At 70.0% G+C, this 21,349-nt stretch carries 19 protein-coding genes; all 19 read left to right on the top strand.

What is annotated here, in order from left to right; translation table 11 throughout:
• The first annotated feature begins 375 nt into the window (after positions 1-375).
• Entirely contained in the window at positions 376-915 is a 540-nt protein-coding gene (gene def / locus D1643_RS00265; RefSeq protein WP_160707470.1) for a peptide deformylase, read from the top strand.
• A gap of 1 nt (position 916) precedes the next feature.
• Positions 917-1,873 carry a methionyl-tRNA formyltransferase gene (gene fmt, locus D1643_RS00260; protein WP_160707468.1) on the top strand — a complete coding sequence of 319 codons (957 nt, stop codon included), beginning with the start codon at positions 917-919 and terminating at the stop codon, positions 1,871-1,873.
• Complete coding sequence (locus D1643_RS00255; protein WP_160707466.1) at positions 1,866-3,836, top strand: transcription antitermination factor NusB; 1,971 nt, start codon at positions 1,866-1,868, stop codon at positions 3,834-3,836. Before fmt ends, D1643_RS00255 begins: the two co-directional genes overlap by 8 nt.
• Before the next feature lie 872 nt (positions 3,837-4,708).
• On the top strand, positions 4,709-5,293 hold the full coding sequence (locus D1643_RS00250; protein WP_160707464.1) for a helix-turn-helix domain-containing protein: 585 nt from the start codon (positions 4,709-4,711) through the stop codon (positions 5,291-5,293).
• Between the two features lie 128 nt (positions 5,294-5,421).
• On the top strand, positions 5,422-7,203 hold the full coding sequence (locus tag D1643_RS00245; RefSeq protein WP_160707462.1) for an AMP-binding protein: 1,782 nt from the start codon (positions 5,422-5,424) through the stop codon (positions 7,201-7,203).
• A 2-nt stretch (positions 7,204-7,205) separates the two neighbouring features.
• Positions 7,206-8,003: a ParA family protein gene (locus D1643_RS00240; protein ID WP_160707460.1), complete on the top strand. Its 798-nt coding sequence runs from the start codon at positions 7,206-7,208 to the stop codon at positions 8,001-8,003.
• Between the two features lie 78 nt (positions 8,004-8,081).
• Positions 8,082-8,288 carry a 4Fe-4S binding protein gene (locus D1643_RS00235; RefSeq protein WP_160707458.1) on the top strand — a complete coding sequence of 69 codons (207 nt, stop codon included), beginning with the start codon at positions 8,082-8,084 and terminating at the stop codon, positions 8,286-8,288.
• Between the two features lie 7 nt (positions 8,289-8,295).
• On the top strand, positions 8,296-9,366 hold the full coding sequence (locus tag D1643_RS00230) for a 3-methyl-2-oxobutanoate dehydrogenase subunit VorB (protein ID WP_160707456.1): 1,071 nt from the start codon (positions 8,296-8,298) through the stop codon (positions 9,364-9,366).
• Positions 9,367-9,368: 2 nt separating this feature from the next.
• Entirely contained in the window at positions 9,369-10,220 is an 852-nt protein-coding gene (locus D1643_RS00225) for a thiamine pyrophosphate-dependent enzyme (RefSeq protein ID WP_160707454.1), read from the top strand.
• The gene (locus tag D1643_RS00220; RefSeq protein WP_160707452.1) at positions 10,217-10,753 is read left to right on the top strand and encodes a 2-oxoacid:acceptor oxidoreductase family protein; all 537 of its coding nucleotides are present in this window, start codon (positions 10,217-10,219) and stop codon (positions 10,751-10,753) included. The genes D1643_RS00225 and D1643_RS00220 overlap by 4 nt, the downstream gene beginning before the upstream one ends.
• 1 nt (position 10,754) lies before the next feature.
• Positions 10,755-11,318 carry a helix-turn-helix domain-containing protein gene (locus D1643_RS00215; RefSeq protein ID WP_160707450.1) on the top strand — a complete coding sequence of 188 codons (564 nt, stop codon included), beginning with the start codon at positions 10,755-10,757 and terminating at the stop codon, positions 11,316-11,318.
• Between the two features lie 34 nt (positions 11,319-11,352).
• On the top strand, positions 11,353-13,026 hold the full coding sequence (locus D1643_RS00210; RefSeq protein ID WP_160707448.1) for an AMP-binding protein: 1,674 nt from the start codon (positions 11,353-11,355) through the stop codon (positions 13,024-13,026).
• Positions 13,027-13,400: 374 nt separating this feature from the next.
• Positions 13,401-13,997: a bifunctional pyr operon transcriptional regulator/uracil phosphoribosyltransferase PyrR gene (gene pyrR, locus D1643_RS00205; protein WP_160707446.1), complete on the top strand. Its 597-nt coding sequence runs from the start codon at positions 13,401-13,403 to the stop codon at positions 13,995-13,997.
• Positions 13,998-14,000: 3 nt separating this feature from the next.
• Positions 14,001-14,945 (top strand): aspartate carbamoyltransferase catalytic subunit, encoded by a 945-nt coding sequence (locus D1643_RS00200; protein WP_160707444.1) that lies wholly within the window; start codon positions 14,001-14,003, stop codon positions 14,943-14,945.
• Complete coding sequence (locus D1643_RS00195; protein WP_160707442.1) at positions 14,929-16,221, top strand: dihydroorotase; 1,293 nt, start codon at positions 14,929-14,931, stop codon at positions 16,219-16,221. Before D1643_RS00200 ends, D1643_RS00195 begins: the two co-directional genes overlap by 17 nt.
• A gap of 523 nt (positions 16,222-16,744) precedes the next feature.
• Positions 16,745-17,728, top strand: a complete 984-nt coding sequence (locus D1643_RS00190; protein ID WP_201750870.1) for an ABC transporter substrate-binding protein — start codon at positions 16,745-16,747, stop codon at positions 17,726-17,728.
• 61 nt (positions 17,729-17,789) lie between these two features.
• On the top strand, positions 17,790-18,746 hold the full coding sequence (locus tag D1643_RS00185) for an iron ABC transporter permease (RefSeq protein ID WP_201750869.1): 957 nt from the start codon (positions 17,790-17,792) through the stop codon (positions 18,744-18,746).
• The gene (locus D1643_RS00180; protein WP_160707438.1) at positions 18,739-19,743 is read left to right on the top strand and encodes an iron ABC transporter permease; all 1,005 of its coding nucleotides are present in this window, start codon (positions 18,739-18,741) and stop codon (positions 19,741-19,743) included. Before D1643_RS00185 ends, D1643_RS00180 begins: the two co-directional genes overlap by 8 nt.
• 14 nt (positions 19,744-19,757) lie before the next feature.
• Entirely contained in the window at positions 19,758-20,723 is a 966-nt protein-coding gene (locus tag D1643_RS00175) for an ABC transporter ATP-binding protein (protein WP_236643242.1), read from the top strand.
• Positions 20,724-21,349 lie beyond the last annotated feature (626 nt).

Below are 21,349 nucleotides of genomic sequence, written 5' to 3'. Positions count from 1 at the left end.
GCCAGGTTTTCCCGACCTGATGGCACGAATCGGCGGTTTGGTACGGTTGGTCGCGCGCGAAACGGGCGCTTGCCACCATCGGGCCAAGGCTTTGCTGGGGTTTTCCCAGGTCACGGTTTTCTCGGGCTAACAAATTCCGCGTATGAGGAGGAGCCGACCGTACCAAACCGCCGATTCGTGCCATTTTCCGGCGAAAAAGTGGCAGCGGCCTTGCCTCGGGGGCCGTCCTGCCCCGCGCGGGACGCCGCAAGCCGGGGGAATGTGGCGTTTCCGCGCCCGCGCTGGACACCAAGGCGGGCGAGCCGCACAATGGCCTACAACGAAAACGGCGCCCAGAGGGCGCGTCCCCGCACGTCAGAAAGGCAGACACGCTCCATGCTTAAGATTGTCACCTCGCCCGACCCCATTCTCTCGCAGGTCTGCGAGCCCTGCGAGGTGGGCGACAAGTCGCTCAAGCGTCTCGCCAAGCAGATGGCGCATGCCATGTACAAGAACAACGGCTGCGGCATCGCGGCGCCCCAGGTGGGCGTGGCCCAGCGGCTCGTGGTCATCGACGTCGACTGGGACGGCGAGGGCGAGCAGGAGCCCATCGTGCTCGTGAACCCGGAGATCGTCGAGCTGCGCGGCGAGCCGGAGACGGGCGGCGAGGGCTGCCTGTCCTGTCCGGGCGTCACCGTGCCCATCTCCCGCCAGCCATGGGCGCGCGTGCGCTACTACGACCTGGACGGCGAGCTGTGGGAGATCGAGGGCGACGGCCTGCTCGGCCGCTGCCTCCAGCACGAGATCGACCACCTGGAGGGCCGCACGCTCTTCGAGAGCTGCGACCCGGTGACTCGCATCGAGGCGCTCGCCGCCTACGAGGAGGCCCGTGCTGCCGGCGCGCGCCCGGGCGACACCTCCGTCGAGGTGGGCTAGGGTGCGCGTCGTCTTCATGGGCACGCCGGACTTCGCCGCCCGGGTGCTTGCGCGCGTGGCCGCCGCGCACGAGGTGGTGGCCGTCTACACGCGCCCCGATGCCGTGCGCGGTCGTGGCAAGGCCCTCGTGCCCTCGCCGGTGAAGGAGGAGGCCGCCGCGCGGGGCATCCCCGTGCTCACGCCGCGCACCCTGCGCACGCCGGAGGCTGCAGCCGAGCTGGCCGCGCTTGCGCCCGACGTGGTGTGCGTGGCCGCCTATGGGGCCATCCTCCCCAAGGAGATCCTCGACGTGCCGCCATTCGGCTGCCTCAACGTGCACGGCTCGCTCCTGCCGCGCTGGCGCGGCGCGGCGCCCATCGAACGCGCCATCCTCGCCGGCGACGAGGAGGCGGGCGTGTGCGTCATGGAGATGGAGGAGGGCCTTGACACGGGCGCCTACTGCATCTGCCGCGCCGTGCCCGTGGCGGGCAAGGACGCCGCGACGCTGACCGCCGAGCTGGCCGAGGCGGGCGGCGAGGCGCTCGTCGAGGCGCTCGACGAGCTGGCCTCAGGCCGCGCACTGCCCTGGACGCCCCAGGACGAGACGGCCGTCACCTACGCGGAGAAGGTGGCGAAGGGCGAGCTCGACCTCGACCCGAACGCGACCGTTGAGCAGAACGCCCGGCGCGTCCGCGCGTCTGGCGAGGCCCATCCCAGCCGCTGCGTCATCGCCGGCCGCCCCGTGACGGTGCTGTCCTGCGCGCCCCTGCCTGCAGGCAGTCCCGCTGCGGAGCCTGCCGCGCAGGCCGCGCCGGGGGATGCCCTCGTGGCGGCCAAGCGCCTCGTGCTCGCCTGCGCTGACGGCGCGCTCGAGGTGACCGGGCTCAAGCCCGATGGAAAGAAGCCCATGGACGGCCGCGCGTTCGCGGCTGGCTGCCCCGCGCTGCGGGACGAGAAAGGAACGTGGTCCTGTGCATGACGACCGCCGCGCCCCCGAGGGGCGCCGACGCGACGACCGATCCCCGCGAGAGGGCCGAGACGACCGCCGCGGACAACAGGGCGAGCGACGGGGCCCGCGCTCCCAGGGCGGACAAGACGCGCGTGGCGGCCAGCGGGCGCAGGGCTCCCGTGGGCAGCGCGATGATCGCCGCCCGAGGCGCGACGAAGGGCGAGGCGGGGGAGACCGCCGGTTCCGGGACGACCGGGGCCGCGGCTCTCAAGACGGGCAGGGTGAACGCGGGCGCGGCTCGCGCTCCGAGGGCCCCCGCGGCTTCGACGGCCAGCGGTCGGGCCGTCCTGGGGATGATCGCGGAGGTCGCCCCCAGGGCAAGCCCGGCTTCGGTCGCGGGCGTGATCAGGCGCATGGCCCCCGCCCCGAGGGCGACCGCCATGCGCCTGACAGCCGCGAGCGTCGGGATGCCCCTGCTCGCGGCCCGCAAGCCGCCGACGAGCGTGCTCCCCGCCCCGAGGGCGACAGTCCCCGGCGAGACGACCGTGGGCCTCGCGCCGGGGGCGACCGCGAACGCCGCGGGCCTCGCGATGCCGACCGCCGCCAGGCCCCGCCGCGGCGTGGGCGCGCCACCGAGGCGCGCGGACTCGCGCTCGAGGCCATCCACCAGCTGCGCGAGCGCCACGCCTTCGCCCAAGACGTCATCGCCTCGACCATCGACACCTCCAAGATCGCCCGCGAGGAGCGCGCCTTCGCCACGCGTCTCGTGCTCGGGGTGACGAGCACCCGCGGCACGCTTGACGACGTGATCGACGGCTGCATGGACTCGCCTGACGACGCGAGCCCTGCGGTGCGCGACGCGCTGGCGCTCTCGGCCTACGAGATCATCTTCCTCCAGAAGAGTCCTCATGCGGCGGTCGACCAGGGCGTCGAGCTCGTCAAGTCCGTCGCCCCGCGCGCCGGCGGCCTGGCCAACGCCGTGCTGCGCCGCGTCGTGCGCGCCAAGGAGAGCTTCCCCTTCGGCGACCCGCGCACCGACCTGCGCGCTTATGCGCGGCTCCATGGATTCCCCGCCTGGCTTGCCGAGCGTCTCATCAAGGATCTCGGGCCGCAGGGCGCCCATGACCTCATGACGGCCTCCAACGAGCCCGCGCCGGTGTACGTGGCCGTGAACGCCGCCAAGGCGACCGATGAGGAGGTGGTCTCCATCCTGGCGGCCGCCCATGGCCAGCCTGAGCCGGTGGAGGTGGCCGGCCGCCGCGTGGAGGGCTGCTACTGCCTGGCGTCGGGCCTGGCGCTCCTTGACGGGCGCGTGCGCCGTATGCTCTCCCAGGGGCTGCTGCTCGTCTCAGATGCCACCTCCCAGGCCGTGGCCAGCCTCGTGGTGGGCGAGGAAGAGCCGGCGTCGTTCCTTGAGATAGGCGCCGGACGCGCCACCAAGACCATCCTCGACCAGTCCTGCGCGCAGCGCCGCTTCGGGCACCAGGTGTCGGGTTATGTGACCGTGGACGCCCACGCCTTCAAGACGAAGCTCCTCCGCGAGCGCGCGGCCCAGTTCGGCATCGAGGTGGAAGACGCGCTCACCGGCGACGGTTGCGACTTGGGCGCGCTCGTGGGCGAGCGCCTGTTCGACCGCGTGTTCGTGGACGCCCCCTGCACGGGGCTCGGCACCCTGCGCCGCCATGCCGACATCCGCTGGCGCCTGCGCCCTGACACCATCGCCGAGCAGGCGGCGCTCGGCGCGCGCCTGCTCGATTCGGCGGCGGCCCACGTGGCCCCGGGCGGCACGCTCGCGTACGCCACCTGCACCGTCACGACCGAGGAGAACGCCGCCGTGGTGGAGGCCTTCCTCGCGAGCGAGCAGGGGGCCGGCTTCGAGATCATCCCCTTCGCCCGTCCCGACCTGGGCGTGGAGCTGCCCTTCTTCTCGGTGGCCCTCGAGCCGGGCGGCCCTGACGCCCACTTCCTCGCGCTCCTGCGCCGCCGATCCTAGGGCCGCGCCCGCCGCGCTTGCGGTCCCGCCGCGCCTGGGCCCCACGAGCCGGGGCTCGATCGGCGCGCGCAGCGGCAGATGCGCGCCATGCCCCCGATGCCCGCCCGTTTCTCGGAGCCGAACGCCGGCGCCCTCCCCGGCCCTGGCGCGCCTGCTGGCGCCTTGATCCGAGCTTCGGCGCGCGGGGGCCGAGGGAGCGGCTGGGCCGGCGGGCGGCGCGGAAGGCGGGGGCCTGCGCTTGCGCGGGGGGCGGCTGGCCATGCGGGCGGCGCAGCCGCTTCAGCGTCAGGCCCCTGGCCTGGTGGGCATCGAAGTCAGACAGACCCCGACGAACTTCGGCGCCAAGACGCTGGCGGATGGATACCGGGAGCCGTAGGGACAAGTCCCTGCCGAAGCTCGGCACCAGCGCGCTGCCGTGCGAGCGCTCAGCGCCGCCGGCCCCCAGAGGCTCCGCATGCCCGAGAGGCCACCCCCCCCCTCGCCTCCCCAGCGCAAAAGGCCGGCTCCCTCCGCATCCAGCCTGCCCCCTCGCCCGGAATTCCCGGATTTCTGGCCAAATTCCCTGCAGTTTACGCAGAATCCTTCGCGCCCGTACCGCGCCCCTCGCAGCCGCTCGGCGCTGACCAGGGAAAACCCCGCATCCCCCACGAGCAATCCCGCCCCAGGGCCCCTCCATCTGCGTAAAACGCAGCGTTTTTGGCCAGAAATCCGGGAAGCGCCTTCGACGGGGGGATCGCTCGAGGCGGGGACGCGTGACCGGGAGAATCTATAGCGCGCCCCCGATGATTTAACGCTTTCGAAACGAAGGCCGATACCGCTTCGCTACAATAGTCCGATACGCTAACCACGAGACCGGATAAGGAGGTCGCTTCATGGAGCCGAACATCAAAGAGGTGGCCGCGCGCATCCGGGCGCTGCGTGAGGACCTCGACCTCACCCTGCAGGAGATGGCGGACGCCACCGGCCGCTCGACGGCCGAGTACGCCGCGCAGGAGTCGGGCGAGGAGGATCTGTCCTTCACCTTCCTGTACAAGTGCGCCGACAAGTTCGGCGTCGATGTCATCGAGCTGCTCACCGGCGAGAACCCGCACCTGACGGGCTACTCGCTCACCCGTGCGGCCGACGGCCTGTCCATCAAGCGTCGCGCGGGCTTCGAGTACCTGCACAAGGCGCCGCACTTCCGCCACAAGCTGGCCGAGCCCTTCCTGGTCACGGCGCCCTACCTGCCCGAGGAGCAGGACGTGCCCATCCACCTGTCCCGCCACAAGGGCCAGGAGCTCGACTTCATCATCTCCGGCCGCATGCGCTTCGCCTACGAGGACCACGTAGAGGAGCTCGAGGCGGGCGACTTCCTCATGTACGACTCCGGGCGCGGCCATGGCATGATCGCCATCGGCGGCGAGCCCTGCGTGTTCCTCGCGGTTGTCCTCAAGCCCCACGACGAGAAGATTATCTAGGCGCCCCGGCGCCCGGCCAGGCCCCGCGGCCTGACCCCAGGCGTGCCGGCGAGCGCCGCACCCTCCCGATAACTTCCGCCCGGCGCGGCGCCTGAGCGCGCCCCTCAGCTGCAAGGACGAGACAAGCCATGAGAAACATCAACCTCCGCTACGTGAACGAGGCCTACGACGCCGAAGGGCTCCTGACCGCGTTCGACATCGTGGCCCCCGACGACTTCAACTTCGCCTACGACGTGGTGGACGACATCGCGGCGAACGAGCCCGAGCGCACCGCGATGGTGTGGTGCAACCCCGAGGGCGAGGAGCACGTCTTCACCTTCGCCGACATGAAGACCTGGTCGGACAAGACGGCCAGCTTCCTGGCGGGCCTCGGCATCGGCCAGGGCGACTACGTGATGGTCATCCTGCGCCGCCACTACCAGTTCTGGTTCACGGCGCTCGCGCTGGCGAAGCTCGGCGCTGTCATGGTGCCGGCCACCTTCATGCTCAAGGAACACGACCTCACCTACCGCCTCAACGGGGCGGACGTCAAGGCCGTCATCTGCACGAGCGCCGGCGACATCGCGGATGTGGTGGACGCCGTGGCGGGCGAGTGCCCGAGCGTGGAGACGCTCGTCTTGGTGAACCCCGCCGGCGCCGGCCTCACGCCGCGCGACGAGTCCGGCGCGCTTATGCGCGCGGGCGGCGAGCCGGTGGGCGCGGAGCTCTCCGGCCCCGAGGGCGTCTGTGCCGTGGGCGTGGAGCGCGCCGGTTGGCACGACTTCAACACCGGCGTGCGCGAGGCGCCGGCCGTCTTCGAGCGCCGCGCGACGCGCGTGGGCGACCCCATGCTCATGTACTTCTCGAGCGGCACGTCGGGCAACCCCAAGATGGTGCTCCACGACTCCCGCTACGCGCTCGCGCACCTCATCACGGCCAAGCACTGGCACAACGTCGACCCAGAGGGCCTGCATTTCACCATCGCCGACACCGGCTGGGGCAAGGCGGTCTGGGGCAAGTTCTACGGCCAGTGGCTCATGGAGGCCGCGGTGCTCACCTACGACTTCGACCGCTTCGACGCGGGCGAGATCCTCTCGCTCGTCGGACGCTACCAGGTGACGTCGCTGTGCTGCCCGCCTACCATGTACCGCCTCATGATGCTCGCCGACGTGGACGCCTTCGACCTGTCGAGCCTCGCGTACTCCACCACCGCCGGCGAGGCGCTCAACCCCGATCTGTTCGACTTCTGGAAGGAGCACACCGGCCTTACCATCTACGAGGGCTTCGGCCAGACCGAGACGCCGCTCACCATCGGCAACCTCACGGGCTCCACCCCGCGCGCCGGCTCCATGGGCAAGCCCGTGCCCCTCTACGACGTGGAGATCCAGCGCGAGGACGGCACCCGCTGCAACACCGGCGAGACCGGCGAGATCTGCATTCGCATCGACCCGCATCCGGCCGGCATCATGATGGAGTACTACCGCGACCCCGCGAAGACCGCCGAGGCCATGCACGATGGCTGGTACCACACCGGCGACACCGCCTGGTGCGACGAGGACGGCTACTTCTGGTACGTCGGCCGCAACGACGACGTCATCAAGTCGAGCGGCTACCGCATCGGCCCGTTCGAGATCGAGTCGGTCATGCTCGAGCACGACGCCGTGCGCGAGGTGGCCGTCACCGGCGTGCCCGACCCGCTGCGCGGCGCGGCCGTGAAGGCCACCGTGGTGCTGGCCGAGGGCTTCAGCCCCTCTGACGAGCTCACGCGCGAGCTCCAGCGCTGGGTGAAGAACCAGACGGCGCCCTACAAGTACCCCCGCATCGTCGAGTACGTCGACGAGCTGCCCCGCACCGTGAACGGGAAGATCCGCCGCGTGGCCATCCGCCAGGCCGACGAGGCCGCCGATGCCACGCCGGAGGGGCTGGTGTAGCGATGGGGGAGGAGCAGGCCCCCGCCGCATCGGAAGGCGACGCCGGTGCCTGCGGGCGCGCGGCCGTCCTGGCCTCCCTCGCGCCGGTCACCGTCATCGTCGGGCACTACGGCGTGGGCAAGACCAACCTCGCGCTCAACCTGGCGATAGACGCGGCGCGGGCCGGCTACGAGGTGGTGCTCGCCGATTTGGACGTGGTGAACCCCTACTTCCGCTCAAGCGAGTACCGCGGCGCGCTCGAGGCCGCCGGCGCGCGCCTCGTGGCGCCCGTGTTCTCCGAGGCCGGCACGAGCCTGGACGTGCCCTCGCTCACCGGTGGGGTGGCTGCCGCCATCGCCGAGGCCTACGCCCGGGCGGGGGAGCCGAGCGCGCGCCCCTTCCGCCTCATCATCGACGTCGGTGGGGATGACGCGGGCGCCACGGCCCTCGGGCGCTTCTCCGCGGCCATCGCGGCGGGGCCTCACGCCCTCTGGTACGTGGTGAACCCCTACCGCAGCCTCACGCCCGGCGCCGCCGAGGCGCTCGCGGTCCTCGGCGAGGTGGAGGTCAAGGCGCGCCTGCGGGCCACGGCCCTCGTCGCCAACGCCCACCTCAAGGCCGACACCGACGCGGCAGTGGTGGCACGTGCGCTGCCGGCAGCCGGCGAGGCGGCTTGCGCCGCGGGGCTTCCCCTCGCGTTCGCTACCGCCCCCAAACGGCTCGCTCGGCAGGAGCTTGACGAGCTGAGCGCCCAGGTTCCGGGCGCCTTCGTCTATCCTGTGGAGGTCGTGGTACGAACCCCCTGGGAAACCGAGAGCTAGCACCGGCCGCCTCGCGCGGCCTTTCACGAACAGTCAGGAGAGCCCGCGTTCGCGGGCGAGGAGGAAGAGAGGACGCCCATGGCAAGGATCATCGTGGACGACGGCTTCTGCAAGGGCTGCGGCCTGTGCGCAGACGCCTGCCCGGTCCACATCATCGAGCTCGACCCGGATCGGATCACCCCGAAGGGCTACCATCCGGCCCGCTGCGTCGACGAGGCGCGCTGCACGGGCTGCTGCTCGTGCGCCCTCATGTGCCCCGACGTGGCCATCACGGTGGAAAGGTAGGCGAACCATGGCAGAGAAAGTGCTGATGAAGGGCAACGAGGCCCTGGCCGAGAGCGCGCTGCGCGCCGGCTGCCGCTTCTTCTTCGGGTACCCCATCACCCCGCAGACCGAGCTGGCCGCCTACATGTCCAAGCAGATGCCGAAGGTAGGCGGAACCTACCTGCAGGCCGAGAGCGAGGTGGCCGCCATCAACATGGTCTACGGCGCCTCGGCCGCCGGTGCGCGCGTCATGACGTCCTCGTCGAGCCCGGGCGTGTCGCTCAAGGGCGAGGGCATCTCGTATATGGCCGGCGCAGACCTGCCCGGCGTCATCATCAACATCCAGCGCGGCGGCCCGGGCCTCGGCTCCATCCAGCCCTCGCAGTCCGACTACTGGCAGGCCACCCGCGCCACCGGCCACGGTGACTTCCACGTCGTCGTCTACGCACCCTCCACGGTGCAGGAGATGGCGGACGTGGCCTTCGACGCCTTCGACGTGGCCGACCGCTACCGCACGCCGGTCATGATCCTCGGCGACGGCCTGCTCGGCCAGATGATGGAGCCCGTGGTGCTGCCCGACCCGGTGGACCCGGCCGACCTGCCGGCCAAGCCCTGGGCCACCACCGGCCATAAGCACCAGCGCCCCCACAACGTGGCCAACTCGCTCTACCTCACCGCCGAGGACCTTGAGCGCCTCAACTTCGAGCGCTACGAGCGCTACGAGCAGATCAAGGCCGCCGAGCAGCGTTTCGAGACCTATCAGTGCGACGACGCCGACATCGTGGTGGTCGCCTTCGGCGCCTCGGCCCGCGTGGCCCGCTCGGCCGTCAACGCCGCCCGCGAGCAGGGCGTCAAGGCGGGCCTGTTCCGCCCGGTGACGCTGTGGCCCTTCCCGGTGGATGCGCTGGCCGCCACGCTCGGCACGGCCCGGGCCTACCTGGACGTGGAGATGAACATGGGTCAGATGGTGGAGGACGTGCGCCTGGTGGTGGAGGGCCGCGCGCCCGTGGAGTTCCTCGGCCGCGCCGGCGGCATGGTGCCCACGCCCGAGGAGGTCCTCGCGCGCATCCTGGAGATCAACGAGAGGATCGGTGAGTAGGAATGGCGGACAACGCTGAGGCCACGGTGGTCTTCGAGCGCCCCCACGCGCTCCTTCCCGTGGTGACGAACTACTGCCCCGGCTGCACCCACGGCATCGTGGAGCGCCTGGTGGCCGAGTGCCTGGACGAGCTGGACGTGGAGGGCGACGCCGTGGGCGTGGCCCCGGTCGGCTGCTCGGTCATGGCCTATGACTTCTTCGGCTGCGACATGATCGAGGCCGCCCACGGCCGCGCCCCGGCGGTGGCCACCGCCGTGAAGCGCGTGCATCCGGACAACGTCGTGTTCGCCTACCAGGGCGACGGCGATTTGGCCTCCATCGGCATGGCCGAGACCATCCACGCGGCCACCCGCGGCGAGAACATCACGGTCATCTTCATCAACAACGCCATCTACGGCATGACCGGCGGCCAGATGGCCCCCACGTCGCTGCCCAACCAGGTGACCCAGACCTCGCCGTACGGCCGCGACGTGGCCACGGCAGGCTACCCCATCCGCGTCTCCGAGCTGCTGAGCTCCCTTGACGGCGTGGCGTACCTGGAGCGCGTGTGCGTGGACAGCCCCAAGAACGTGCGCAAGGCCAAGAAGGCCATCAAGAAGGCCTTCGAGACCCAGATCAACGGGCGGGGCTACTCGCTCGTCGAGGTGGTCTCCACCTGCCCGACCAACTGGGGCCTCACCCCGCAGGAGTCCTTCGCCTGGATGCGCGAGAACATGCTGCCCTACTATCCGCTGGGCGTGTACAAAGACGTGGTGGCCGACGGCTACGCCAGCGCCGCCGAGGCGGCGGCTGCCCGCGCGGCTGCATGTCCGCTGGTCAACCCCGCCACCGGCGAGGAAGGAGGCGCCCGATGAGCGCAGAGCTTCGAATCGTGCTGGCCGGCTTCGGCGGCCAGGGCGTGCTGTTCGCCGGCAAGGTGGCCGCCTACGCGGGCCTCATCGACGACCGCGAGGTATCGTGGCTGCCCTCCTACGGGCCCGAGATGCGCGGCGGCACCGCCAACTGCTCGGTGACGCTGTCCGACGAGCCCATCGGCAGCCCGCTCGTCACCGCGCCTGACGTGCTCGTGGCCCTCAACCAGCCCTCCTACGACAAGTTCGTCGACGCGGTGCGCCCTGGCGGCGTCATCGTGGCCGACACCTCGATGATCGCCGATATGCGCGTGCGCGAGGGCGTGGAGACCTACGGCATCCCCGCCACCAAGCTCGCCGAGGAGGCTGGCCTCAAAGGCCTGGCCAACATCGTGCTTCTGGGCAAGCTCTTCGCCGTCACCGGCTTCTGCAGCCGCGCGACCCTCGACGCGGCCATCGAGAAGTGCGTGCCGCCGCGCAAGGCCGCCCTCATCGAGAAGAACAAGCAGGCCGTCGACTTGGGAATGGAGGCCTAGCATGGGAGAGGACAGGGAGCGCAGCCTGGCCGACATCGGCCTGCGCATGGAGGGCCTGCGCGAGGCCTGCGACGTGAGCGTCGAGGAGATGGCCGCCGAGCTGGCCGTGAGCCCGGGCACCTACCGCGCCTGGGAGGAGACCGGCGAGGACGTGCCCATCTCGGCGCTCTACCACATGGCGCGCAAGTTCGGCGTGGACCTGACCGAGCTGCTCACGGGCACGGCTGCCAAGCTCGACACCTTCCACGTGGTGCGCCGCGGCGAGGGCAAGGAGGTCGACCGCTTCCCAGGCTACCGCTATGACGACATGGCCTGGCGCTACCGCGACAAGATCATGCAGCCGCTGCTTGTGGTGCTCGACCCCTCCGATGAGCCGGCCGAGCTCGTGACCCACCACGGCCAGGAGTTCAACTTCGTCATCGAGGGCACCGTCGTCGTCACCATCGGCGACCAGGACATCGAGCTTGCCCAGTGGGACAGCGTCTACTTCAACCCCGAGATACCCCATGGCCAGCGCTGCGGCGGTGAGGTGCCGGCCAAGTTCATCACCATCATCGCCGAGTAGGGAACACCAGAGCCAAGAACCGAGGAACCACACCATGAACCACGTGCTGAAGAGGTACTGCCCGCGCATCGACTTCGACTCCTACGAGGACTTCGCCGAAAACTTCCGCATCGACGTGCCCGCCGACTTCAACTTCGGCTTCGACGTCGTGGACGAGTGGGCGCGCGTCGAGCCTGAGAAGCGCGCGCTCGTCTGGTGCAATGACGCCGGCGAGGAGCGGACGTTCACCTTCGGCTACCTCATGCGCCTCTCCAACCAGGCGGCCAACGCCTTTCGCGGGATGGGCATCGGCAAGGGTGACGTGGTCATGTGCATCCTGCGACGGCGCTGGGAGTACTGGGTGTGCGCCGTGGCCCTCTGCAAGCTGGGTGCCGTCATCATCCCCGCGACGCTGCAGCTGACGAAGAAGGACGTGGCCTACCGGGTCAACAGCGCCGACGTGAAGGCCATCGTGGCCGTGAACGACGAGTACGTCTGCACGCAGGTGGAGGCCGCCCTGCCGGAGTGCCCCTCGCTCCTCGAGAAGTTCATCGTGGACGGCTCGCGCGAGGGCTGGGTGGACTTCGACGACCTCATCGCCGGCAAGTCCGAGAAGTTCGCGCGCCCGACGGGCGGGGAGGGCGTCACGTCGTCGGACATCATGCTCATGTACTTCACGAGCGGCACCACCGGCAACCCCAAGGCCGTCGAGCACAACTTCGCGCATCCGCTCGGCCACATCATCACCGCCAAGTACTGGCAGCAGGTTCAGGAGGACAAGCTGCACATGTCGGTGACCGACTCGGGGTGGGCCAAGTTCGGCTGGGGCAAGATCTACGGCCAGTGGATAGCCGGCGCCACCATCTTCGCCTACGACATGGACAAGTTCGTGCCCACCAAGCTGCTGCAGAAGATCCAGGACTACCAGCTCACCACCTTCTGCGCGCCGCCCACCATGTACCGCTTCATGCTCCAGGAGGACGTGGCCGCCTACGACCTGTCGAGCGTGGAGAACTTCGCCACCGCCGGCGAGCCCCTGAACGCCGAGGTGACCCTGGCCTGGGAGCGCTTGACGGGCAAGAAGATCCGCGAGGGCTTCGGTCAGACTGAGGGGCCGGTGCTCTTGGCCACCTTCCCGTGGGTCGAGCCGCGCCCCGGCTCCATGGGCAAGCCCTCGCCGCTGCTCAACGTGCGCCTGCTCGACGACGACGGCACGGAGGTGGCCGACGGCGAGGAAGGCGCCATCTGCGTGACCGGCCTCAAGGAGGCCTACCCGCCGGGCCTGTTCGTGGGCTATTACGGCGATGCCGAGAAGACGGCCGAGGCGGTGGGCGGGGACTACTACAACCTCCACGACATGGCGTGGCGCGACTCGGACGGCTACTGCTTCTTCGTCGGGCGCAACGATGACGTGATCAAGTGCTCGGGCTACCGCATCGGGCCCTTCGAGGTGGAGAGCGCGCTCGTCGAGCACCCGGCCGTGGTGGAGTGCGCCGTCACCGCCGCGCCCGACCCCATCCGCGGCAAGGTGGTGAAGGCGACCATCGTGCTCGCCCGGGGCTTCGAGCCCTCCGACGAGCTCACCCGCGAGCTTCAGAACCACGTGAAGAAGACGACGGCTCCCTACAAGTACCCGCGCATCGTCGAGTACGTCGACGAGCTCCCCAAGACCATCGGCGGCAAGATCAAGCGCAAGCTCATCCGCACCAACGACGGCATCGAGGAGTAGGGGGGGCTCCCTCGCTTCGGGCCATCGAAGGGGGTGTCTGCTGCAACGCGGCAGGCGCCCCCTTTCAGCATGATCGGCCCGGACGCGCCCTTTCGGCGCCCTTGGCGGGGCGTTGGCGCGCCCCTCCCGCAAAAACACAACTTCGGGGGTTGCGCTTCGGGCGGGAGGGGCGCATACTGGCAGCGTCCTTTAAATGCGGTACAGAGAGACCGACAAGGCACGCACCACCGCCCCTGAGAGGGGCACGACGGAGGAAGCCTTGGCCCAGAGGGGACGGGGCTTGTTTTTTTGCCCTGCACCGCCCGAGCCAGCGCTTGCGCCGGAGGTACGGCCGGTTTCGCCTGTACGCACTTTCGACTGAGAAGGGAGTGTGTATGAACGACGCAGGAACCGTCAAGTCCATCTGTATGGACGCCGATGAGATCGAGCGATCGCTGACGCGCATGGCGCATCAGATCCTCGAGACCAACAAGGGAGCCGCGCACATCGCCCTGGTGGGCATCGTCACGCGCGGCGATCTGCTCGCCAAGATGCTGGCGAGCAGGATCGAGGAGATCGAGGGGGTGGCCGTCCCGCTCGGTGCGCTCGACATCAGCTTCTACCGCGATGACTTCATGACGCACTTTGCGCCCGAGGTCCACTCCACCGACATCCCGTTCGACATCGACGGCAAGACCGTCATCCTCGTCGACGACATCCTCTACACGGGCCGCACCATCCGCGCCGCGCTCGACGCACTCATGGACATCGGCCGCCCGGCCGCCGTCCAGCTGGCGGTCCTCGTGGACCGCGGCCACCGCGAGCTGCCCATCCGCGCCGACTACGTCGGCAAGAACGTCCCCTCGTCCTCCGACGAGAACGTGCGCCTGTTCCTGAAGGACATCGACGGCACCTCGGCCGTCGAGATCCTGGCCATGGGCCCCGGCGACCGCGCCGGCGCCGCGCCCATCCAGAAGACCGGAGGTGAGTAAGGGATGTCGTTTTCCCACAAGCATCTGATTGACATCACCGAGTATTCCGCAGACGACCTCATGCTGATGCTCGAGACGGCGGAGAAGTTCAAGCAGGTCAACGAGCGTCGCATCAAGCAGGTGCCCACGCTCAAGGGCTTCACTGTGGTCAACATGTTCAACGAGCCGTCCACCCGCACGCGCTCGTCGTTCGAGATAGCCGAGAAGCGCCTCTCGGCCAACTCGCTGAACTTCGGCGGGTCGTCTACCTCCACGGTGAAGGGCGAGAGCCTCGTGGACACGGTGGAGACGCTGTGCGCCTACAAGATCGACTGCATCGTCGTGCGCGACAAGCATGCCGGCGTGCCGCGCAAGATCGCCGACGTCTCCGGCGTGTCGGTCATCGACGCGGGCGACGGCAAGCACCAGCATCCCACCCAGGCCCTGCTCGACCTGTACTCCATCTGGGAGAAGAAGGGCTCCTTCGACAAGCTGCACGTGGGCGTGGTGGGCGACATCGGCCACTCGCGCGTGTGCGGCTCGCTCATCCCGGCCCTCAAGATCATGGGCTGCGAGGTGACGGTCATCGCACCCCCCACCCTCATGCCAGCCCGTCCTGATGTGCTCGGCGCGGATCACGTGACCTACCACCTCGACGAGGCCCTGCCCGAGCTGGACGTCGTCTACATGCTGCGCATCCAGCGCGAGCGCCTCGAGGGCGCGCCCTACCCGTCGCTGCGCGAGTACAACCAGCTCTTCGGCCTCACCCGCGAGCGCGACCGCCTCATGAAGCCCGACGCGCTCGTCTGCCATCCCGGCCCCATCAACCGCGGCGTGGAGCTCGACAGTTTCATGGCCGACCATCCCGAGCGCTCCGTCATCCTCGACCAGGTCTACGCCGGCGTGCTCGTGCGCATGGCCGCTCTCTATCTTCTGCTAGGAGGTTCCAACGATGGCTTTGATGCTTAAAGGCGCCCGCCTCATCGACCCGCAGGTCGGCCTCGACGAGGTGACCGACATCCTCATCCGCGACGGCCGCATCGTCGAGATCGGCCACGACCTGGTCATGGAGAAGGGCGTCGAGCGCGACCTCTCCGGCAAGGTCATCGTCCCGGGCCTGGTGGACATGCACGTGCACCTGCGCGAGCCGGGCTTCGAGCAGAAGGAGGACATCGCGTCGGGCACCCGCGCCGCCGCCCACGGCGGCTTCACCGCGGTCTGCGCCATGCCCAACACCTCGCCCGTTATCGACAACGCGCTCGGCGTCGAGTACGTGAAGGCCCGCGCGGCGGCGGTGGGGAAGTGCCGCGTCATCGTGGCCGGCGCCTGCTCCAAGGGCCTCGACGGCGACACGCTCGCCGACATGGGCGACATGCGCGCCCACGGCGCCCAGGCCTTCACCGACGATGGCCGCGGCATCCAGGACGCCGGCATGATGCGCCGCGTCATGGACTACGCCAAGCAGTTCGACGTGCCCGTTATGGTGCACTGCCAGGACGACGCGCTCGTGGGTGACGGCCAGGTGAACGAGGGGGTGGCCTCCACCCGCCTGGGCATGCTCGGCTGGCCGGCCGAGGGCGAGGAGATCGAGATCGCCCGCGATATCGCGCTTGCCCGTCTCACCGGCTGCCCGTTGCACATCCAGCACGTCACTACCGCCCGCGGGCTTGACCTGGTGCGCACCGCGAAGGCCGAGGGCCTGCCCGTCACCTGCGAGGTGACGCCGCACCATATGTTCCTCACCGAGGACGCCATCGGGCCGGAGTACCAGACCGCGCTCAAGGTGAACCCGCCGCTGCGCACCGCCGAGGACGCCGCGGCGCTCGTGGCCGGCGTGGCCGATGGCACGGTGGACGCCATCGTCACCGACCATGCGCCCCACACCGCCTGGGAGAAGGACCGCGAGTTCGAGCTGGCGCCCTTCGGCATGACCGGTCTGGAGACCTCGCTTGCGCTCGTGCTCACCCACCTGGTGGGCGCCGGCGTCATCGGCTACGACCGCCTGGTGGAGCTCATGGCCGTGGCGCCGCGCGCCATCCTGCGCGAGGAGCCCGTCAAGCTGGCGGCCGGTTCCGTGGCCGACCTGACGGTCATCGACCCCGCCGCTACGTGGGTCGTCGAGGAGGGCGACTTCCTCTCCAAGGCGGTGAACTCCGGCTTCATCGGCGCTGAGCTCACCGGCCGCGCCACCGACACCTACGTGGCCGGCTACGCCACCATGGAGGACGGCGCCATCGTCGAGTAGCGCCTCGCGTCCATTCACTGGCCTGAGGAGGCGGCCCCCGTTGCAGGGCCGCCTTTTTTTGCACCCACCGGAGGCTTGCGTCGTCCTTGGCCTGCGCTCGACGCGGGGATCTCGAGTTTCTGGCCAAAAACACCCTGGTTTACGCAGCCAACAGCCCCTCAAGCTGGATTCGCCTTCGTTTGGCCAGACGTTTTTCCAGGTCAGCGTTGTGGCGAGTTCGCTGCTGCGCTACCGAGTTCGCAAAGTCAGCGTAAGCCACGGCAAAAATGGCCAAGAACACCCCCCGAGTGCGCTACGGTTCCGCCCCAGGGGATTAACAGGTTCCCGACGGCCGGGAAAGCACCCGTACAATAGCGCTCGTCCGATGGTTTTGGCTGATTCGTGAAGAAAAGTAAACCTCGGATAATTTGTGACACCATAAGTTATATTTAGTAAACAATATAGACGGCGCACCGTAGGCGGGCGAGGCAGGCGCAGAACCTGGCCGCCGGCCGCGCGCGATGCCCCGAGCGAAAGGAACACCATGAAGTCGATGACCCGTCGATCTTTCGCGGCGCTGATGGCGACCGCGGCCCTCACCGTCCCCCTGGCCGGCTGTTCCTCGGGCGGGGGAGGGGCCGCCTCGTCGGCTGGCTCCAACGCCGGGGAATCCGGCAAGCAAGCGTCGGCCACCCGCACCGTCGACACCGACAAGGGCCCGGTGGAGATTCCCGCCGATCCCCAGGTCATCGTCTCCGACTACTACCTCGGCGAGCTTCTGGCCGTGGACGTGAAGCCGGTCATCGCCTCGCCCTATGCGCTCAACAACCCCTTCCTCGCGGGGTTGTGCGACGGCATCGAGCCGCTCAACACCGTGTCAGCCGAGACCTCCCTCGAGATGATTGCCGAGAAGCAGCCCGACCTCATCATCACCATCACCGAGGCTGACTACGACAAGTACGCCAAGATCGCGCCCACCGTCTACGTCGCCGACGGCACGCGCTCCGACGAGGACCTCTTCCGCTACCTCGCCTCGCTCGTGAACCGCGAGGAGGCTGCGGATGCCTACATCGCCGAGTTCAACGACAAGGTGGACGCGGTCAAGGACGAGATGGTCAGCATCGTGGGCGACCGCACCGTGTCCATCCTGGAGGTGTGGCCCCAGGAGATCTACGTCATGGGCAGCCACTTCGCGCGCGGCGGCTCGATCCTCTACGACAAGTGGGGGCTCAAGGCGCCCGCGGCCATCCAGGGCCCGATGGTGGAGGGCGATGAGGCCTACGAGGTCATCTCGGTGGAAGCCCTGCCGCAGTACGCCGGCGACTTCATCTGCTACGGCGTGCTCGACGGCGCCGACAGCGCCTATGTGGACGACTCGCAGCTGTGGCAGAACCTGCCCGCCGTGCAGGCCGGCCGCGTGATGCCCTATGAGCAGGTGGCCTTCATGCATCGCGACCCCATCACGCTGACCAACCAGCTGGAGACCTTCACCGACTTCTTCCGCGCCCACGGCGGCAGCGCGGCCTAGGCACCCGGAGCGCTCGTCCGTGCCGCGCCTGCGCACATCGCTGTTCCTCGTAGGGGGAGCCGTGGCGGTGGCCCTCGCCGCCGGGCTCTCCCTGTTCCTGGGAAGCACCCCCATCCCGCCCGACCAGGTGATCAGCGCGCTCGTGAATCCCGACATGGCTGATCAGCAGCACGTGGCCGTGCTGGAGCTGCGCGGCCCGCGCACCCTAGGATGCGTGCTGGTGGGGGCCGCCTTCGCGGTGGCCGGCGCCGTCATGCAGGGGGTCACCCGCAACCCCCTGGCCGACTCGGGGCTCCTTGGCATCAACGCCGGCGCGGCCTTCGCGCTCGCGCTCTGTCTGGCGCTCCTGCCGGGGATGAGCTTCTCGGGCGTGGTGCTCTGCTCCTTCGTCGGCGCTGCCCTGGCCCTGGCCGTGGTCTACGGAGCCGTGAGCTTCCGGCGCCGCGACGTGGATCCGGTTCGCCTGGTGCTGGCGGGCTGCGCCGTGGGCCTGTTCCTCACGGCGCTCGCCCAGGGCGTGGCCATCTTCTTCAACATCGGCTACAGCCTCACGTTCTGGACGGCAGGCGGCGTGGCCGGCATTCGCGCCGAGTCGCTCGCGCTCACCGCCCCCTTCATCCTGGCAGCCCTCGCCGCCGCCTGCGCGCTCTCGCGGCGCGTGGCGGTGCTCTCACTCGGCGAGGAGGCGGCTCTCGGGCTCGGCGTGCCGGTGGCTCGCTCGCGGACGCTGTGCCTGGCAGCGGTGCTGGTGCTGGCCGGCGCGGCCGTGGCGCTCGCCGGGCCGGTGGCCTTCGTGGGCCTCATGGTGCCCCATGTGGTGCGTCGCTTCGTGGGCGCCGACTACCGCGCCGTCATCCCCGCCTCCATCGTGGGCGGGGCCTTCTTCATGCTCGTGGCCGACGTGCTCGCCCGTACGCTCGCGGCGCCGGGCGAGGTGCCCATCGGGCTCATCTTCGCCGCCATCGGCGTGCCGTTCTTCATCTGGTGCGCCCGCAGGGAGGAGGCCGGCCTTGGCTGATGCGCGCAGAAGGGTCCGCACGGCCCTCGTCCTCGCGGTGCTCGCCGTCTTGGCGGCCCTGGCGCTCTGGGCTGACGTGAACGCCGGCTACCGCAGCATCTCGCTTGAGGAGCTGGGCCAGGTCATAACGGGGACTGCCCCGCAGTCGCTCGCCTACACCCTCGTGGAGCTGCGGCTGCCGCGGGTGCTCACCTCGATGCTCGTGGGCATCGGCCTGGCCGTGGCGGGCTGCCTGCTCCAGGGCGTGTCGCGCAACGACATGGCCGATCCTGGCGTGCTCGGCATCAACGCCGGCGCCGGGCTGCTCGTGGCCGCCTTCATCGTGTTCGCGCCCGCCGGGATCCTGCCTGCGGGGGTGGCGCTGCCGGCCCTCGCCTTCGCCGGGTCGCTCATCACCGCGCTCCTCGGCTGGCGGCTGTCGGTGGTGCGCGGGGCGTCCTCGCCCAAGCGGCTGCTGCTCATCGGCGTGGCGCTCGCCACGGGGCTCTCGAGCGTCACGTCTTTGCTCATGCTGCGCATGGGCGACGGCGACTACGCCTTCGTCCAGAACTGGCTGGCCGGCAGCATCTGGGGCGCCACCTGGCCCAACGTGGCCATGCTGGCCGTGGGCCTGGGGGCGCTCGTCGCCATCGCGCTCTTCGCGGCGCGCACCCTGAACGTGCTGGCCCTCGGCGAGGCGGCGGCCACGGGCCTCGGCGTCAACGTGCGCCGCGCAAGCGCCGGCCTGCTCGCCGTGGCCGTGGGCTGCTCGGGGCTGTGCTGCGCGGTGGGCGGCGGCCTCACCTTCGTGGGGCTCGTCTGCCCGCACCTGGCCCGCCGCCTGGTGGGCCCCAACTTCCGCGTGCTCATCCCCGCCACCGTGCTCGTGGGGGCCGTGCTCATGCTGGCCGCCGACATCGTGTCGCGCACGCTGCTCATGCCCAACGAGATACCGGTGGGCATCGTGGCCGCCGTCATCGGCGCGCCCTACTTCTTGTACCTGCTGGCGAAGTCGTGAGGAAGGAGAAGGCCATGGACAAGCGCATCGCGCGGTCTGGCGCGTCCCCAGAGCGCGAGGGGGCGGCCGGGCGACGCGGCCTCTCGGAGGCGAACGCCCCTGAGCGCGCGACGGGCCCCGCCCCGGCCGCGAGCGCCGAGGCAAAGCCCGCCCTCTGCGAGGGCTGCGACAGCTCCTGCGAGCGCTTCGCCGAGGCGGCCCTGCGCGGCGAGGGCATCTCGGTGGGCTACGGCGAGCGCGTCATCATCGAGCCGATGGACGTGGCCGTGCCCGCTGGGCGCGTGACCGCCGTCATCGGCCCCAACGGCTGCGGCAAGTCCACGCTGCTCAAGGCGCTCGCGCGCACCATCCCCCTGCGCGGCGGGGCGGTCTACCTCAACGGGCAGGCCATCGCCGAGCTGCCCACCGTCGAGGTGGCGCGCCAGATGGCGCTCCTGCCCCAGTCGCCCCAGGCCCCCGGCGGCCTCACCGTGGGCGAGCTGGTGGCCTACGGGCGCTATCCGCACCAGCGCGGGCTCGGGCGGCTCACCCGCGACGACCGCGCCATCATCGACTGGGCCCTCGACCTCACGCACCTGGACGCGTTCGCCGACCGCTCCCTCGACGCGCTCTCCGGCGGCCAGCGCCAGCGCGCCTGGATCGCCATGGCGCTGGCCCAGGACACCGGGCTCATCCTGCTCGACGAGCCCACCACCTACCTGGACATGGCCCACCAGCTGGAGGTGCTCGAGCTCTTGCGCGCCCTCAACCGCGAGCAGGGCAAGACCATCGCGCTCGTCATCCACGAGCTCAACCTGGCCGCGCGCTTCGCCGACTGGATGATCGCGCTGCGCGACGGGACCGTGCGTGCCGCCGGCACCCCCGCCGAGGTGATGACCGCCCCCTTGCTGCGCGACGTGTTCGGTCTCGACGCGCTCATCGAGCCCGACCCCTGGACGGGCCGCCCCTCCCTCGTGAGCTACCGCCTGGCCGGGGAGTAGGGCGGGGGGGGGGAGCCTCCCCCCGCCCGTCCACCTGCGTGCGGGCCGCCTGGACGCGGCTCTGAGGCCGCGGGCGGGACGCTTGCCCGGCGCCGCCGGAGGCGACTTCTTCGCCGGCTGTTCGTCGCCTTGCGCAGACCGTCGGCCCAAACTGGCCAAAAAAGACGACTTGACGACGAAGGTCGGCCCTCTGTGAGCGCCTGCCCGCGGTGCCTTACGCAAAACCCCAGGTCACGCTCAGCAGCCGCGGGCTCTTTCCGCGCCACGCGCCCGCCTTCGCCCTGAATTCGTCGTCAGGTCGTCTTTTTTGGCCAGTTTTGCACGCCGCCCTGACTTGTTGCGCAACAAACCGTCGGAATTTGCTGTCAAACTTTCTTCTTACGGCATCCGCCGGACGAAGGGGGAGCGCATCCGACGGCGAAGCCCCTAGCCGGCGAAGCCGTGGGCCCCGGGTACGCCGGGCACGGAGTCGGGGGCGACGACCCGCAGACTTCGCGACCTCGCCGACCCGCCAACGCCGCGATGCTGGCGAACGGCTCCGCGCCCCCCGCGGCGGCGCGGCTTCGTGCTACACTCTCCCCATCGAGCGCGTCGGGTGCGCGGAGGAGAAGGGAAACCGCGGCGCT

The sequence above is a fragment of the Enterorhabdus sp. P55 genome, assembly GCF_009911695.1.
Lineage (GTDB): Bacteria > Actinomycetota > Coriobacteriia > Coriobacteriales > Eggerthellaceae > Enterorhabdus.
This window is presented reverse-complemented; position numbering and strand designations above follow the sequence as displayed.